This is a genomic window from Actinoplanes sp. SE50/110 (assembly GCF_900119315.1).
In the GTDB taxonomy this organism is placed as follows: Bacteria; Actinomycetota; Actinomycetes; order Mycobacteriales; family Micromonosporaceae; genus Actinoplanes.
The window spans coordinates 5,600,130-5,616,184 of the sequence record NZ_LT827010.1 but is presented as its reverse complement, the minus strand read 5'-3'; the positions used below and the strand labels follow the sequence as shown (position 1 = coordinate 5,616,184).

Sequence of the window (16,055 nt, the reverse complement as noted above, 5' to 3'; positions counted from 1 at the left end):
CAGCGTAGGCGGCCCGGTGCGGGATCTGATCGGCCGAAAGTTAGACCCGGGCCGCCGGGAACCCGGTCCGAGAGCGGATGTGGGGGTTGCGGTGATCCATCAGGATTCTCTCGTCCGGTTCCCAGCTTCCTTGGAGCTTTCCATGCAGACGCAGTCCTCACCTCTGGCCGGCCGCGACGCCCTCGCGGCGGTCGCGGCCGTTGACCTGGTGAAGGTGTACGGGACCGGGGACACCGCGGTCCGCGCCCTCGACGGGGTCACCGTCGGTTTCGAACGCTCCCGGTTCACCGCGATCATGGGCCCGTCCGGCTCCGGCAAGTCCACCCTGATGCACTGCCTGGCCGGCCTGGACACGGCCACCTCCGGGCAGGTGCTGCTCGGCGGCAGCGACCTGACCAAGCAGTCCGACCGGGTGCTGACGAAGGTGCGCCGGGAGCGGATCGGCTTCGTCTTCCAGTCGTTCAACCTGCTGCCGCAGCTGACCGCGGCCGGCAACATCACGCTGCCGCTCGACCTGGCCGGCCGGAAGCCGGACGCCGAGCTGTACGACCGGCTGGTCACCACGCTCGGCCTGGCCGGCCGCCTCGGGCACCTGCCCAGCGAGCTCTCCGGCGGCCAGCAGCAGCGGGTGGCGCTGGCCCGGGCGCTGGTCTCCCGGCCGGAGGTGCTCTTCGCCGACGAGCCGACCGGCAACCTGGACTCCCGCTCCGGCGCCGAGGTGCTCGGTCTGCTGCGCGACTCGGTGCGCCAGCTGGGGCAGACGATCGTGATGGTGACCCACGACCCGGGTGCCGCGGCCTACGCCGACCGGGTGGTGCTGCTCGCCGACGGGCAGCTGGCCGGGGAGATCCGGAACCCGGACATCGCGTCGGTCACCGACGCGCTGCAGAAGCTGGCGGCCGGCCGGTGAACACGATTCTGCGTACGCAGATGGCCGGTGCCGCCCGTCGCCCCGCCCGGCTGCTGCTCACCGGTCTGGCCGTGCTCGTCGCGTCGTTCGTGGTCTACGCCACCGTGCTGGCCCGCGACATCACCGAGCGCAGCGTTCTGGACGGGCTCAGCGGCACCCCGGAGACGGTCGACCTGATCGTCCGCAACGGCGCACTGAACGACAAGCAGCTGGCCCAGATCACCGCCCTGCCCGGGGTGGCCGGCACGGCCGCGCGCACCGAGGTCGGCGGCCAGCTGGGCGGGCAGTACCTGAGCATCACCGCGGACCCGGGCAGTGGCCCGCTCGCCCTGGTGAAGGTCGCCCAGGGGCGCTATCCGAGCGCGCCCGGCGAGATCGCGATCACCCCGCGCACCGTGCAGCTGCTCGGCCTGTCGATCGGCTCGACCGTCGGCGTCGACCCGGGCAGCGGCAGGAAGGTGCCGCTCAAAGTGGTCGGTGTGGTCGACCCGCCGCACGACTTCGGCGGCGACGCGTACGCCCCGTCGAACACCGTGATCGGGCTGACCCCGGAGCCCTACCTGCAGCAGATCGACATCGACGTGGCCGCCGGGGCCGACGCCGGGCCGATCCAGGAGAAGATCCAGGCGATGTTCGCCGGCGCCAAGCAGGAGGACCGGCCGGAGGTGGCCACGGGGGCCGACGTCCGGCTGGAGGAGGCCCGCCAGGCGGCGAGCCAGATCGATTCCCTGTTCGCGGTGGTCGGCATGTTCGTCGGGATCGCGGTCGCCGCGGCCGGACTGATCGCGGCCAGCACGTTCCGGATCGTCTTCGCCCAGCGGATGCGTCAGCTGGCGCTGCTGCGGGCGATCGGTGCGGGCCGCGGCGCGACGTTCCGGGCGCTGGCCGCCGAGGGCGCGCTCACCGGCCTGGTCACCGGCACGACCGGGGTGCTGGCCGGGCAGGCGGCCGGCTTCGGGATCCCGGCGCTGCTGCGCGGCTTCGGCTGGAAGGTGCAGAACCCGGGGATCCCGGTCCTCTGGGCGATCGGCACCATCCTGCTGGCCGTGGTGATCTCGGTGGTCGCGGTACTCGCCCCGGCGGTCTCGGCGGCCCGGGTGGCGCCCCTCGAGGCGCTGCGCGCCGCGGCCGGGACCGGCGCCCGCACCGGGATCGGGGTGCTGCGCTGGATCGGCGGCCTGCTGCCGCTGGCGGGCGCGCTGGCGCTGGCCGGTTACGTGATGGTCAACCTGCCCAAGCCGGATCAGAAGGATTACGACGCGCAGACCATGCTGCTGGCCGTGGTCGCCTCCGGCGCGCTGGCCTTCGTGGCGCTGATCGCGCTGGGCCCGGTGCTGGTCCGGCCGGTGCTGGCGGTGGCCGGCTGGCCGCTGCGGCGACTCGGCCCGGTCGGCCGGCTGGCCGTCGGCGGGGTGGGCGGCAGCGCCCGTCGGGCCGCGGCGGTCTCGGTGGTGGTCGCGCTGGGTGTCACCCTGGTCGCCGGGGTGCTGGTCGGCGGCGCGTCGGTCCGGGCGCTCGGCGAGCGGGAGCTGGCCGCCTCGGCACCGGCCGACTTCGAGCTGACCGGTGGGGACGGGGTGACCGTGCCGGCCGAGATGGTCGCCAAGGCGAAGGCGAGCGGCGAGCTGACCCGGGTCGTGGCGTACCGGCGGCTGGCCGCGGCCAGCATCGGCGACATCGATCACGTGGCGGTCACCGACCTGGACGTGCCGTCGGTGCCGAGGCTGGCGGATCTCGACGTCCGCTCGGGCTCGCTCGCCGACCTCGCGCCCGGCAAGGCGGTGATCTCCAGCTTCACCGCGGAGTCCGCCGGCGCCGGTGTGGGTGGTCAGGTGACCGTGGCGAACGGCGCGAAGAAGGTCACCTTCACCGTGGCGGCGGTGCTCGGCGACGACGCGCCGCTGCACGCCAGCCTGCTGGTCACCCCGGCGGACCTGACCGCGCTGGGCGCGGGCGCCACGTTCAACGGGATCCTGGCGGACGCGGCGCACGACGGCGAGAGCGGCCGGACCGAGGCGCTGCGGGCGATCCGCGCGGTCGCCGGCGGTCAGGGCGACTACAGCGTGACCGTGCTCGCCGACCAGCGTGACGAGCTGAACTCGGAGCTGGCGACGCTGCTCGGGATCGCGCTCGGACTGATCGGCCTGACCGTGCTGATCGCGGTGGTCGGGGTCGGCGCCACCACCGCGCTGTCGGTGGTCGAGCGGGTCCGCGAGTCGGGTCTGCTGCGGGCGATCGGCATGTCCCGCGGCGCGCTGCGCACCATGCTGACCGCCGAGTCGGCCCTGTACGGGGTGATCGGTGCGGTGCTCGGCCTGCTGCTCGGGGTGCCCTACGCCTGGCTGGCGATCCAGGCGATCGGTGTGAACGCGCCGCTCGCGGTGCCCGGCTGGCAGCTCGCCGGCGCCTTCCTGGCCCTGGTGGCGCTGACCGGGGCGGCCGGGGTGCTGCCGGCCCGGCGGGCCGCGAAGGTCAGCCCGGTGACCGCGCTGGGCACCGAGTAACGACCGGCTCAGCCGGAGCGGCGGGCCTGGCCCCGCCGCTCCGGACCGGGCGGCCCGTCCGCCGGGGGCAGGCTGAACCGGAACGTCGCACCCTGACCCTCCTCACCCTCGGCGCGGATCTCCCCGCCGTGCCGCTCGATCGCCCGGTGCACGGTGGTCAGCCCGATCCCGGTGCCCGGGAAGTCGCGCGCGTCGTGCAGGCGGGCGAACGGGCGGAACAGCTCCCCGGCCTTGCCGGCCGGGAAACCGGCCCCGTTGTCGCGGACGAAGTAGGTGTCGTCCGCGAAGCCGACGGTGATCACCGGACGCTCGACCTTGCGGGTGAACTTCACCGCGTTGTTGACCAGGTTCTCCAGGATGACCCGGACCAGGCCCTCGTCGGCGTCCGCGGTCATCCCCTCCTGAACCTGGAAGTCGACCTTGTGGTCCGGATCCCGGGCGGCCACCTCGGCGCACACCTGCCGGGCCGTGGCGGTCATGTCGAATCGCGCCCGGCGCAGCTCGCCGCGGCTGGCTCGGGCCAGGATCAGCAGCGACTCGACCAGGTCGGCCATCCGCAGCGCGGCCGCGTGGATCCGGCCGAGCCGGTGCCGGGTCTGCTCACCCAGCTGCTCGTCGTCCGCCTCGTCCAGCATGTGCTCGGCGAAACTGCTGATCACCTGCAGCGGGCCGCGCAGGTCGTGGGAAACCGAACCGGAGAACGCCTCGAGCTCCCGGTTGCGCCACTCCAGCTCCTCGACCATCGCGGCCCGGGTCTCGGCCAGCTGCCGGGCCGCCCGCTCCTCGGCGGCGTCCAGCTCGCGGCGCATCAGCTCCTCACGGATCCGCCGCGCCTCGTCGTGGGACTGCTTGCGGCGGATCTGCGCCCGCACGTGCACCCGCAGCCCCTCCGGGACGTCGGACGAGCGCACGTAGTCGTCGGCGCCCGCGGCCAGGCACTCCAGCATGTGGTCCTCGCGCCCGACGACCACCACCGGGATGTCGCCCACCTGCGGCACCTCGCGCACCCGCCGGCAGGCCGCCTGGGCCGCGGCCAGGTCGTGGTCGAACCCGAGCACCATGCAGTCGGCCGGCTGCTCGCCGAGCAGCGCCAGGGCTTCGGTGACGTCCCGGCAGGCGACGATGTCGTACCCGTCGGTGCGCAGCGCCTCCGCCCAGCACTCCTGCTCGTCGCGGTCCGGGGTCACGGTGAGCACCTTGCCGGGGCCGTGCAGGCCGCCGATCCCCTCGATCGGCAGCTGCTCGGCCGATTGCCGCAGCACCGCGGCCAGCTTGGCCAGCACCACCGCGAGATCCTGCTGCTTGCGCACGAACGCGTCGGCCCCGGCGTCGAGCATCTGCATCTCGGTGGCGTAGTCGTCGGCCGCCGTCATCAGCAGGCACGGGGTGTCGCGCAGCGCCGGGTCGAGCCGGATCCGGCGGATCACCGTGGCCCCGTCGACGCCCGGCATCACCCCGTCGACGATCACCGCGTCCGGCCGGCGGTCGGCGGCCATCCGCAGGCCCTCCTCACCGCCGGAGGCGGTCAGCACCGTGTACCCCTCCGGCTCCAGCAGCTCGCGCAGCCGCTCCCGGAACGTCATGCTGTCGTCGATCACCAGGATGGCCGGCGCCCCGCCCGCGGCCCGGCCGGACGGCTGCCCGCCGAGCAGCTGCCGGGTGCGGGCCACCACGTACCCGGCGTCGTACGGCTTGCCGATGTACTCGTCGGCGCCGATCCGCAGCCCGGCCAGCCGGTCGGACACGTCGCTCTCCACCGACAGCAGCATCGTCACCACGTTCGCGTGCCCGGCCGAGGCGCGCAGCTCGGTGAGCAGTTCCAGGCCGTCCGCGTCGGGCAGCAGCACGTCGAGCACCGCCGCGTCGAACTCGGCGCGGGTGAACGCCTCGCGGGCCTCGGCGCCGGTCGCGCACAGGATGGTGGTGAACCCGTCGTCGGTGAACGCGTCGTGGAGATCCATCCGGACGGTCAGGCTGTCGTCGACGATCAGGACGGTCGGGGTCATCGGCGGATCACCACCGGCTGCAGCTCGGCCAGCCGGGCCGCGATCCGCGCCGGCGGCAGCACGTGCATGGCGGCGCCGAGCAGCGCGGCCTCCCGCGGCATGCCGTACACCGTGCAGCTGTGCTCGTCCTGGGCGAAGGTGATCGCCCCGCGGTGGCGCATCTGCAGCAGCCCGGCCGCGCCGTCGCGGCCCATCCCGGTCAGCAGGCAGCCGGCCGCCAGGTTGCCGTACTCGGTGGCCACCGACTCGAAGAGCACGTCGACCGAGGGCCGGCAGGAGTGCCGGGGCGGCCCGTCGGACAGGCGCAGCACGTGGTCGCGGACGTACAGGTGCCGGTCCGGCGGGGCGAGCAGCACCTGACCGGTCAGCGTGCGCACCGGGGTGCCGTCGGTGGCGTACCGCACGTTGCGCCCGGTCTGCCCGGCCAGCCAGTCGGAGAACGCCACGGCGAACTGCTCGCTGGCCGCGATGTGCTGCACGCACAGCACCGGGGGCCGGAAGTTCGGCGGCAGGCTGCGCAGCAGCTCGGTGAGCGCGGCCGGGCCGCCGGTCGAGGCACCGACCGCGATCAGCGTCATCGCGTTCGCCGGGTGCGGCATGGTCGCGGCCGGGGTCGGTGGCAGCGACGGTGAGGCCGCGCGGGCCCGGCCGTCCAGCCGGGCCCGCGGGTGGGTGATCACCCGGATCCGGGAGACCATCCGCAGCGTCCGGCGCAGCCGCGGGGCCCAGTCGGCGTCCGAGTCGTCGCCGCGCGGTTTCTCCATCACGTCGACCGCGCCCGCGGCCAGCGCGTTGTACGTGCTGAACAACTCCTGCCGGTCGGCCGAGGAGACCACCAGGATCGGCGTCGGGTGCTCGGCCATGATGTGCTCGGTGGCCTGCAGTCCGCTGATCCCGGGCAGCATCATGTCCATGGTGATCACGTCGGGGCGCAGCCGGCCGGTCAGCGTGACCGCCTGCTCGCCGGTCACCGCCTCGCCGACCACCTCCAGCTCCGGGTCCTCGGTCAGCGCCTCGCGCAGGTGGTAGCGCATGGTCGCGGAGTCCTCGACCACCAGCACCCGGATCATGCGCGCACCACCAGGCGGCGGATGTGCCCCAGAAGCTCCTCCTGATCGAATTCGCCCTTGACCACGTAGGCGCTGGCTCCGGCCCGGATGCCGCGGTCGCGGTCGGCCGCACTGGCCCGGGAGCTGACCAGGATGGCCGGGACGGCGGCGAGCTCCGGGTCGGCCCGGGTCCGCTCGACGAAGGTGAAGCCGTCGATGCCGGGCATGTCGATGTCGGTGAGGAACAGCCCGTACCGCCGGGAGCGGGCCCGCTCCAGGCCCTCCTCGCCGGAGGCGGCCAGGTCGACCTCGTAACCGGCCGACTCCAGGATGCTGCGCTCCAGCATCCGGGTGGTCAGCGAGTCGTCGACGACCAAGATCGGCAGCGGCGGCGTGACCGGGGCGACGGCCGGGCGACCCGCGGTGGCCGGGTCGTGCACCATCTCCCGGATCAGCCCGTCCGGGTCGAGCACCAGCCGTGGATTGCCCTCGCTGTCGATCGACACGCTGCTGATCACCGGGGTGGTCGGGGCCAGTTCGGGCAGGAACCGGGCGACCAGGGAATGCGTGCCGAGCAGTCGATCCACGCCGACCGCCGCGGCGCCCTGGTCGCCGTGCAGCACCACGGCGGCGCCCGGCCCGGCCGCGTCCGGCGCCGGCCGCCCGACGCCCAGCGCCTCGATCAGCGGCTGGTACGGCATCGCCACATGCTGGTGGACCAGCCGGCCGCTGCCGGCCGCGGTCTCCGCCTCCGCCGGGCTCAGCCGCACGCAGGCACGTACCGCGTCCAGCGGCAGTGAGGCGGTCACCCCGCCCGCCTCGATCAGCAGGCCCGTCATGCTCAGCAGGGCCAGCGGCACCACCAGCTCGACGCTCGCCCCGGCCCCCGGGGTGCTGCGGATCCGCACCTCGCCGCGGAGCTGGGCGGCGACGTCGCGCAGCACGTCCATCCCGATCGCCCGGCCGGCCACCTCGGTGACCGTCGCCGACGTGCTGATCCCGCCGTGCAGCACCAGGTCGAGGACCTCGGCGTCGGCCGGCCCGGCGCCCGGCAGCAGCCCGCGGGCCTGCGCCTGGTGCCGCAGCGCGGCCACGTCGAAGCCGCGCCCGTCGTCGGTGCAGCGGAAGGTCGCGTACCGGCCCTGCCGTTCCACCTCGAAGGTGACCGTGCCCTCCGCCGGTTTCCCGGCCGCCGCCCGCTCCGTGGCTGGCTCCACCCCGTGCACCACCGCGTTGCGGACCACGTGCAGAAACGCCGAGCTGGCCGGGCCGAGCAGGTGCGAGCCCATCCGCACGTCGGCGCCGTGGGTGACGAACCGGACCTGCTTGCCCTCGGTGTCCGCGGCGTCGCGGACCGCCCGGCGCAGCGCGGTGAAGATGCTCCCGGCCGGCACCAGCCGCAGACTCTCCGCCTTGGCCCGGACGTCGTCCAGCTCCCGTTCGATCTGGTCGACCGCGTCGCTGAGCCGCCGGCCGGCCGAGCCCAGCTCGCCGGCCAGCCGCCGGGCCGAGGCGTGCGTGACCGCGGCCGCGGTCCGGCCGCCGCGCAGCTGATCGGCGAGCGTCTCGGCGCTGGTCCGCAGCTTCTCGACGACGCGGCTGCCGGCCCGCAGCGGGGCCATCCGGGCGGTGGTCTCGGTGATCGCGTCGAGCAGGTCGTCCAGATCGGCGGTCGCCGCCCGGGGCGCCACGGTCTCCGCCACCGGCTCCGCCCGAGGTTCCGGGGCGACCTCCACGGCGGGCGTGGCCACCACGGCGGGCGTGGTCTCCAGGGCGGGCGTGGTCTCCACGACCGGGGGTGGCGCCGGTGGCCGGGTCAGCGCGGTCACCTGCGCGCTGATCTCGTCGTTGAGCCGCAGCAGTTCCCGCATGTCCCCGGCGGCCAGCCCGGCCGCGTCCTCCCGGTGCGCGACCAGGATCTCCTCGAACTCGTGCGCCCGGTCGGCGATCTCCTTCTGCCGGACCACCCGGGCCGCGCCCTTGAGCGTGTGCGCGGCCCGCAGCAGCCGGGCCACCGGCTCCGCCCCGCGCTGCTGGTCCAGGTCGAGCACCCCGGCGCTGATCTGCTCGACCAACTCCTGCGCCTCGATCCGGAAGTAGCGCAACGGGTCGCGGCTCTCGGCCATCTCAGTGGCTCCGGGTCCCGACCAGCTCCAGCAGGTCGCCGGAGAGGGTGCTCAGGTGCGCCGCGGTCTGCTTGGTCTGCACCGCGCTGCTCTCGGTCTCCCGGGACACCCGGGCGGTGTCCGACACCGCCAGGTTGACCTGCTCCACCGCGGTGGTCTGCTGCTTGGTGGAGAGCTCGATCTCCCGGGTGGCGTCGTTGGTGGTGGACACCAGCTGGGCGATCTCCCGGAACGAGTTGGTCGCCTCGTCGAACTGCCGGGCGCCGGCGTCGACCGCCTTGGCGCCGATCTCGGTGGCCATCACCGTGGTGTTCACCGCGCCGCGCACGTCGTCGATCAGCGCCCGGATCTCCTTGGCTGAGGCGGCCGTGCGGTCGGCCAGCTTGCGGATCTCCTCGGCCACCACGGCGAACCGGCGACCCCACTCGCCGGCCCCGCTGGCCTCGATGGTCGCGTTGATCGCCAGGATGTTGGTCTGCTCGGCCAGCTCCGACACCAGGTCGACGACCCCGCCGATCTGCTGCGACTTCTCGCCCAGCGCCAGCATGTGCTGGACGATCTGGTCGACCTGGGTGCGGATCGCGGTGATCGAGGCCCGGGTCTGGTCGATGGTGGCGTCCCCGGTGCGGGCCGCCGCCTCGGTCTCCTCGGCGATCTGGGACACCCGCTGCGCGCTGTCCGCGATCTGCCGGGAGGTGATCAGCAGTTCGTTGATCGTGGTGGTGATCTCGTTGATCGCGCTGGCCTGGTCCCGGCCACCGTTGACCTGCTGGGCGGCGGCCGCCTCCAGCTGGGCCGACGAGCTCTGGATGTGCCCGACCGCGGCGCCCACCTCGCGGCGCAGGTCCCGGCTCAGGCGCCAGGCCACCATGACCGCGCTGGCCGTGGTGAGCGCGCCGAGCCCGACGATCACCGCGATCGCCAGGTTCGCCTGCCGCGACGAGTGCCGGCGGTCGGCCTCGACGTCGGAGCGCACCGTGGCGATCAGGTCGGCGAGGGTCGCCTGCACCTGTCTGCGCAGCGGCATCGCCTGAGTGTTGTTGAGCGCCGCCGCGGCCAGCGGATCCTTCGTCTGGGTCCGCTTCTGCATCACCACGTCGACCCATTCGGCGTGCTTGGCCTCGGCGTCGGCGGTCTGCTTGAGCAACGCCTTGACCGCCGTACTGGAGTCGTTCTGCAGGTCGGCGAGCTGGGCGAGGAAGTCGGCGCGGTCCTGCCCGGTGGCGGTGGCGAACTCGTCGCTTCCGTAGAGCATGAAGCCCCGGTAGTCGCCCAGCCGTTTCTCCATCAGCCGGTTCAGGTTCTCCGCGCCGGTCAGCTCGTGGGTCGCCGCGGCGATCACCCGGTCCTTGGCGTGCACCACGAACAGCAGGCAGAGGGTGGAGACCACCACCGACAGCAGGGTGAGCAGGCCGGTCAGCCCGACTCCGAAGCCGAGCTTCCGGCCGAACGTCTGGCCGTCCATCATGAGGACACCTCCGGGTGTTCGTGCCCGGCCATCCGGTGGGCCAGGACGCGGGTGGCCGGCACGTCGACGATCGGCCGGTCGCCGTCCGGCAGCCGCACCATCCCGCGCAGGCAGCCCCGGGACGACGCCGCCCCGGAACCGTCGACGACGTCGGCGGACGGCACCCGGACGTGGTGGTCGAGCTGGTGGAAGGCGAGCGCCAGCGGCGGGCTCCCGGCGGCCAGCACCAGCCAGCGCGGCTGCTCGGCGATCGGGTGGCCGAGCAGCGCGGCCAGGTCGTACACCGGGACCACCACGCCGGCGAACCCGGCCAGGCCGCGCAGCGCCGGGACGGTGGTCGGCAGCGGGGTGACCGGCCGGTTCGGGTACAGGCCCGAGGTCTGTGACAGGCGCAGCGCGTACGCCCGGCCACCGACCCCGACCGCGAGCAGCTCCACCGACTCGTCGTCCAGGGTGCGCAGCGGCACCGCGAACGAGTGGTCGAACTCGGCCCGCAGCCGTTCGACCCGGGACAGCACCCGGTCGGTCACCGCCGTGCCCCGTCCCGCTCGGCCCGGCAGAGGACACTCAGCGTGAGCCGCCCGAACCCGCCGCCGAACAGGGTGATCCGCTCCTCGGACTCGCGCGGCAGCAGGTCCAGCGCGGCGGTCAGCTCGGCCGCGGCGGCCGTCTCGTCGCCCTCGCGCCGGGCCAGCAGCCCCAGCCGCAGCCGGGGCATCGCGAACCCGGGATCGAGATAGGCGGCCAGCCGGTACTGCGCGGCCGCCTGATCCGGTTCGTCGATCTCCCGGCACAGCCCGAGCAGCTGGTGCGCGTCCGGCTGCGGAGCGCCGGCGTCGATCAGGCGGGTGGCCACGGCGGCCGCCTCCGGGAGCCGCCCGAGCTGGGCGAGCAGCACGCCGTACAGCAGCGGATGCTGCGACGACACCGGGGCGAGCAGGTCGAGGGCCTCGGCGAACCGCTCGTCCCGCAGAAGATCAAGGGCTCGCGAGCGGATTTCCGGCGTACGCGGTGACCGCACCCGTGGCGGCGGCGCGACCCGCGGCGGCGCGGCCCGGGGCGCGGGCTGCGGGGTGGGCGCTGCGATGCTGCGGCGGTAGAACACCGTGTCGCCGTGGTGTTCCACGGTGAAGCCCGGCGGGGCGCTGCCCAGCGAGTCGGTGTGCCCGAGGAACAGCGCGCCGCCGTCGGCCAGCGAGCCGGTGATCCGGTCCAGCACGCCGCGGACCGTCGCCGGGGTCAGGTACATCAGCAGGTTGCGGCAGAACACCGCGTCGTACCGGCCGGGCTGCCAGATCCGTGGATCCTCCGGCCCGGCCACGTTGTGCTCGACGAACTGCACCGAGCCGGTGATCTCCCGGGCCACCTCGTAGCCGTCCGGGACCGACCGGAACCAGCGGCTCCGCACGTCCGGCGGGGTCTCCCGCAGCGACCACTCGGAGTAGACCGCCCGCCGGGCCCGGCGCAGCACCTCCGGGTTCGCGTCGACGCCGAGCACCGCGACGATCCAGTCCGGGGCCGGTCGCACCCGGTGCGCCACGATCGCCAGCGAGTACGCCTCTTCGCCGGACGAGCAGCCGACCGAGAGCATCCGCAGCACCCGCTGGCCGGCCCGGGCCTCGATCCGCTGCGGCAGCACCCGGGAGGCGAGCGCCCGGAACTGGTCGCCGTGCCGGAAGAAGTACGTCTCGGTGATGCTGAGCCGCTCGGCCAGGATCACGGTCTCCTCCGGCCAGGCCCGGCCGGCCAGCCGATCCAGGTAGGCGGATTCGGTCAGCTGGCGGGCGGCCGCGCGTTCGGCGAGGACCGGCAGGACCGGCACCGCCTCGGTGTCGGCGGCGGCCCAGCCGAGCCGCCGCTCCAGGATTTCCCGGAATCGCACCAGGGGCGGCTCGCCGCTCACCCGGTCGCTCCGGTGTCGTGTGCCGCGACCGCCTGCGCGGTGCCCGGCTCCGCGGTGTCCCGGTCGCGGCCGGCGGCGTCCCAGACCTCGTCCGGGACGGTGCGGATGCTGCGCAGCACCAGCAGCGGCTCGGTGCCGACCGTGCCGACCGCCGCGACCAGTGAGCGGGATGCTCCGGTGAACAGCGTGCTCGGACCCTCCGGCGGGACCGCGTGCACGGTCCGCACGCCCAGCACCGGCCCGGTCGCACAGGCCACCGGACCGCGTCCGGCGTGCACCGCAACGTACCGATCGATCCCGGACGACACGCCGGTCAGCAACCGGGTCATGTCGATCACCGGGGCGGGCTCGCCGCGCAGGATCGTCAGGCCCCGGACATAGGACGGGGTGCCGGCCAGCGGGCGGGTCGGCAGCGGCCGCATGGTCTCGATGACCTCGGCGAGGGGCAGCGCACAGAAAAGCGGACCGGCCTGGAAGACCAGCGCGATCGTTCCGGCCTCGCCCGCCGGAGCCTGTCGTAGCTGCCCCACGGGTTCAGGCTAGCCATCCGCCGCGTCCATTTCGCGAGCTTCGCTCGCTTCGCCCAGACCTTTCCGTGCCGCGGGCGGCCCGGTTCGGGCCGGCTCCGGCGAGCGGCCGCCCACCGCGTCCGCCGGAGCCGGCGGCTCACTCCTTGTCCGCCCACCAGGTCGGGATCAGCGACTCCGGCTGGCGTTTCGCCTTCCGGGACAGACGGCCCCGGGACGGGCGTTCCCGCTTCTCGGTGGAGGCGCCGGCGCTCTCCGTACTGTGCCGGGCGGCCGGCGGACGCCGCCCGGCGACCGGGGTGCCCTCCCGGCCGGCGTCGGTCCAGCCGGCGTGCGGCGCGCCGTCCCGGTGCACCTCGGGCCACCCGGCCGGGACCGTCCCGTCCAGGGCCACGGCCGCCGGCGCCGCGGGGGCAGGCGCGGGAGCGGGGGCGGTCGGCGCGGGGTCGGCGGCCGCCGGGATGGCGGTGTCCGGCCACAGCCGCGGGCGGCGGCGGGCGGCCAGATCCTCGGCCCAGCCGAAGAGCAGCACCGCGACCGCGGTCAGCGTCATCGTCATCCCGAGGGTGACCGGCTTCTCCAGGTGGCCCAGGTCGTCGGCGGTCAGGAAGCTGAGGACCGGCCAGACGGCGGCGATGGCCAGGTTGTGCCAGAGGTACACGGTGACCGCCCGGGCGTTGAGCAGGGTGACCGCGCGGTCCAGCAGGTTGGTCCGGGACAGCCAGGTCATGCTCGGCTGCCAGCGCAGCGCCAGCAGCACGAAGGCCAGGGAGTACAGCGACTGCGACTCGGAGACGTCGTTCAGGTCCCACGGATCGTCACCCTGGTGGCCGCTCTGGTAGTACAGCCCGGCGCAGGACAGCGTCACGAACAGGAACACGACCGTGGCCGGGGCGAGTCTGCGGAGCCGGCCGTCGCGGTGGGCGAAACCGGTGATCCAGCAGGCGGCGTAGGTGACGAAGTCCCACATCACCACGTCGGCGGTCTCCGGCAGCTCGAAGCCGGTCTTGTCGAGCGCCACGATGGCCAGGATCGGGGCGATCACCAGCAGCCAGCAGGCCGGACCCAGCTTCTTCCAGAGGAACCACAGGACCGGGGAGAGCAGGATGAACCAGACGTAGGCCCGGATGTACCAGAGTGGTTCCCAGGCGTCGACGGCGAGCTCGCTGCCCGGGGGATCGCCGAGCGGCAGGATCCAGAACGCCAGCTTCCACACCTTGAACGGGTGCTCGCCCCCGTGTTCCCGGGACCAGCCCAGAGCGATCATCACCGGCACGGCGAGCAGGCCGAGCAGCCACAGGGGAGGCACCAGCCGGCGCACCCGGGAGGTGACCACGTCCCGGGCCGGGCGCCGCTCCAGCGACGCCGCGGTCAGCGAGCCGGCCAGGGCGAACATGACGCCCATGGCGGGCATCACGATGGACAGCCACGACCAGCCGAACAGGTGGTAGACGATCACCCGGACGATCGCCGCGGCACGGAGCAGATCCAGGTATCGGTTGCGCACCGGGGAACCGTAGCCACGCGGAACGCGCATCCGGCAGGGTCGATCGGTTGGCAAGAAGGCCGTACCGGATTACCCCGATAGCGGGAACTGTGTCCGATTCCAGTGCGATTGTGCGACGTGTGTGCATCGCGGTTGCGTCCCTTTGGGCTGGTCACGGCGTACGCGTCAAGAGTCCTCTATGTGGCGGTGGCCGCCCGCGGATCCGGCGGGCAGTGACCGCCTCGCGCCTGTGACGTTGGTCAACCCCGGGAGCGTCCCGGCACAGGGCGGGGCGCGCTATGGAATGGATCGACTCTCGTTATGCGTAAGCCTTCGGTTGTGCTCTCCGTGGCTACCGCGGCCCTGGTCGCCGGTGGTGTCGCCACGACACGCGCGCTGGCGCAGGAGCCGCCGGATGTCGCCGGCTTCACGATCTTCGGCGGTCCCGTGACGTCCGACGCGTCGCCGGCGCCGGACGATGCCGGCCCGGATCCCGCGGCCGGGTTGGGGACCGCGCCGGCCACGATCCCGGCCCGCGTGATCACCCGCAAGCCGGCCGCCGAGCCCACCGCGGAGCCCACCGCCGAGCCGGCCGTCGAACCCGGGCCGATCAAGGCGGTCGCCCCGAAGAAGAACTACGGCTTCGCCGCCGCGGCCGACCCGATCGCCGCCTCGCACACCGAGGTGACCGTGGAAAGTATCTCGTCCAGCCCGTACGCCCCGGTCCAGCAGCAGATCCTGGCCCTGGTCAACCTCCAGCGGGGGCGGGCCGGCTGCCGACCGGTCACCATCGACCGCCGGCTGATCGACGCGGCCAACGGCCACGCCGCCGAGATGGCCCGCCGCGACTACTTCGACCACGCCTCGCCGAACGGCAAGGGGGCCGGGGACCGGGTCAGTGCGAACGGCTACCCGTGGCGCTTGTACGGCGAGAACATCGCCCGCGGCCAGCGCAGCCCGTGGGAGGCGATGGACGCCTGGATGAACAGCCCGGAGCATCGGGCCAACATCCTCGACTGCAAGCTCGACCAGATGGGGGTCGGCCTGGCCATCGACGGCGGCCACACCCCCTACTGGGTGCAGGACTTCGCCAGCCCCCAGTAGCTTCCGCAAACCCTCCCCGGAGCACTCAAGACGGAAACCGGGCTGCCGATGGCATCCCGGTTTCATGTCACGGTTCCGTTCGCTGATCGTTTTCGCGGACCCGCTGTGCTTCGATGTGCGCACGACACTCCTGGGGAGGATGTGATGTGGCAGTGAAACGTGTTAGCGCACGTCTCACGACGGCGGCCCTGGCCGCCATGGTGGGCGGCGGGCTGGGCGCGTTCGCCGTGACGCCGGCGAGTGCCGGCGCCGCCGTGCGGACCACGCCGGTGGCCACCTCGGTGGTCACCCGGGCGGCCGCTTCGTCGTGTGCCACCGGTAGGTACCAGAAGCAGGTTGAGACGTATCTCAAGCAGCTCGGCGGATACGGCACGGTGACCGTCGACGGCAGGCAGTCGGCCGCCGACTGTGCCGCGATCGTCCGGTTCCAGAAGCGGTTCGGCATCCAGCCGGCCCAGGGCCTGGCCGGGCCGACCACCGTCGACGTGGCCAAGCGGCTCGCCTCGACGAAGATCGCGGCCTGCAAGCCGAACCGGAAGGGCATCACCTTCTGCGTCGATCTGACCAACCAGACGACGTGGGTGATGAAGAACGGGAAGCTGTTCGTCAAGCCGACCATCACCCGGACCGGCATGAAGGGCTACCACACGCCGGCCGGCACCTTCAAGATCAACAAGCGGACGCCGAAGGAGTGGTCCGACCCGTACCACGTCTGGCTGCCCTACTGGCAGCGCTTCATCGGCGGGCGTGGCTTCCACCAGACCACCACGTACCTCCACGACAAGTGGCGTGGGTCGCACGGCTGCGTCAACCTGCTGCCGCAGGACGCGAAGCAGTACTACGGCATCGGCACGATCGGCATGACCGTCAAGGTGTTCGGGCGTCGCCCCGGCACCTGATCGTCGCATCGACGAGACGGGCCGCTCCCGAACGGTGGGGGCGGCCCGTTCGGTGTTTCCCGACATAGAGTGT

Annotated in this window: 12 protein-coding genes; 4 read left to right on the top strand and 8 right to left on the bottom strand. The window is 73.5% G+C overall.

Going from position 1 to position 16,055, the window contains the following annotated elements; genetic code table 11:
• Positions 1-142: 142 nt before the first annotated feature.
• Both ACSP50_RS25160 and ACSP50_RS25155 read left to right on the top strand, forming a co-directional pair.
• Entirely contained in the window at positions 143-910 is a 768-nt protein-coding gene (locus ACSP50_RS25160) for an ABC transporter ATP-binding protein (RefSeq protein WP_014692102.1), read from the top strand.
• Positions 907-3,414: an FtsX-like permease family protein gene (locus ACSP50_RS25155; RefSeq protein WP_014692101.1), complete on the top strand. Its 2,508-nt coding sequence runs from the start codon at positions 907-909 to the stop codon at positions 3,412-3,414. Before ACSP50_RS25160 ends, ACSP50_RS25155 begins: the two co-directional genes overlap by 4 nt.
• Before the next feature lie 8 nt (positions 3,415-3,422).
• Here the strand turns inward: ACSP50_RS25155 and ACSP50_RS25150 are convergent, their stop codons facing one another.
• From ACSP50_RS25150 to ACSP50_RS25115, 8 genes are all read right to left on the bottom strand, one after another.
• A complete protein-coding gene (locus tag ACSP50_RS25150) occupies positions 3,423-5,420 on the bottom strand; it encodes a response regulator (RefSeq protein WP_014692100.1) in 1,998 nt (665 codons plus the stop codon).
• Positions 5,417-6,490 carry a chemotaxis-specific protein-glutamate methyltransferase CheB gene (cheB, locus tag ACSP50_RS25145; protein ID WP_014692099.1) on the bottom strand — a complete coding sequence of 358 codons (1,074 nt, stop codon included), beginning with the start codon at positions 6,488-6,490 and terminating at the stop codon, positions 5,417-5,419. Before cheB ends, ACSP50_RS25150 begins: the two co-directional genes overlap by 4 nt.
• A complete protein-coding gene (locus ACSP50_RS25140) occupies positions 6,487-8,595 on the bottom strand; it encodes a response regulator (protein ID WP_014692098.1) in 2,109 nt (702 codons plus the stop codon). The genes cheB and ACSP50_RS25140 overlap by 4 nt, the downstream gene beginning before the upstream one ends.
• 1 nt (position 8,596) lies before the next feature.
• A complete protein-coding gene (locus tag ACSP50_RS25135; RefSeq protein ID WP_014692097.1) occupies positions 8,597-10,063 on the bottom strand; it encodes a methyl-accepting chemotaxis protein in 1,467 nt (488 codons plus the stop codon).
• Positions 10,060-10,593 (bottom strand): chemotaxis protein CheW, encoded by a 534-nt coding sequence (locus ACSP50_RS25130; protein WP_014692096.1) that lies wholly within the window; start codon positions 10,591-10,593, stop codon positions 10,060-10,062. The genes ACSP50_RS25135 and ACSP50_RS25130 overlap by 4 nt, the downstream gene beginning before the upstream one ends.
• Positions 10,590-11,966, bottom strand: coding sequence for a protein-glutamate O-methyltransferase CheR (locus ACSP50_RS25125; RefSeq protein ID WP_014692095.1), 1,377 nt, complete (start codon positions 11,964-11,966; stop codon positions 10,590-10,592). The genes ACSP50_RS25130 and ACSP50_RS25125 overlap by 4 nt, the downstream gene beginning before the upstream one ends.
• Positions 11,963-12,496 (bottom strand): chemotaxis protein CheW, encoded by a 534-nt coding sequence (locus ACSP50_RS25120; RefSeq protein ID WP_014692094.1) that lies wholly within the window; start codon positions 12,494-12,496, stop codon positions 11,963-11,965. Before ACSP50_RS25120 ends, ACSP50_RS25125 begins: the two co-directional genes overlap by 4 nt.
• 136 nt (positions 12,497-12,632) lie before the next feature.
• The gene (locus ACSP50_RS25115) at positions 12,633-14,000 is read right to left on the bottom strand and encodes an acyltransferase (RefSeq protein ID WP_099344156.1); all 1,368 of its coding nucleotides are present in this window, start codon (positions 13,998-14,000) and stop codon (positions 12,633-12,635) included.
• Positions 14,001-14,318: 318 nt separating this feature from the next.
• Between ACSP50_RS25115 and ACSP50_RS25110 the strand changes: the two genes are divergently transcribed.
• Together ACSP50_RS25110 and ACSP50_RS25105 are read left to right on the top strand one after the other, a co-directional pair.
• The gene (locus ACSP50_RS25110) at positions 14,319-15,083 is read left to right on the top strand and encodes a CAP domain-containing protein (RefSeq protein WP_052311719.1); all 765 of its coding nucleotides are present in this window, start codon (positions 14,319-14,321) and stop codon (positions 15,081-15,083) included.
• A 146-nt stretch (positions 15,084-15,229) separates the two neighbouring features.
• Positions 15,230-15,982 (top strand): L,D-transpeptidase family protein, encoded by a 753-nt coding sequence (locus tag ACSP50_RS25105; RefSeq protein WP_014692091.1) that lies wholly within the window; start codon positions 15,230-15,232, stop codon positions 15,980-15,982.
• Positions 15,983-16,055: the final 73 nt, after the last annotated feature.

Bases quoted from the DNA above. Each gene is read 5' to 3' on its own strand.
- ACSP50_RS25160 (WP_014692102.1), top strand. From the start codon at position 143: ATGCAGACGCAGTCCTCACCTCTGGCCGGCCGCGACGCCCTCGCGGCG.
- ACSP50_RS25150 (WP_014692100.1), bottom strand. From the start codon at position 5,420: ATGACCCCGACCGTCCTGATCGTCGACGACAGCCTGACCGTCCGGATG.
- cheB (WP_014692099.1), bottom strand. From the start codon at position 6,490: ATGATCCGGGTGCTGGTGGTCGAGGACTCCGCGACCATGCGCTACCAC.
- ACSP50_RS25140 (WP_014692098.1), bottom strand. From the start codon at position 8,595: ATGGCCGAGAGCCGCGACCCGTTGCGCTACTTCCGGATCGAGGCGCAG.
- ACSP50_RS25135 (WP_014692097.1), bottom strand. From the start codon at position 10,063: ATGATGGACGGCCAGACGTTCGGCCGGAAGCTCGGCTTCGGAGTCGGG.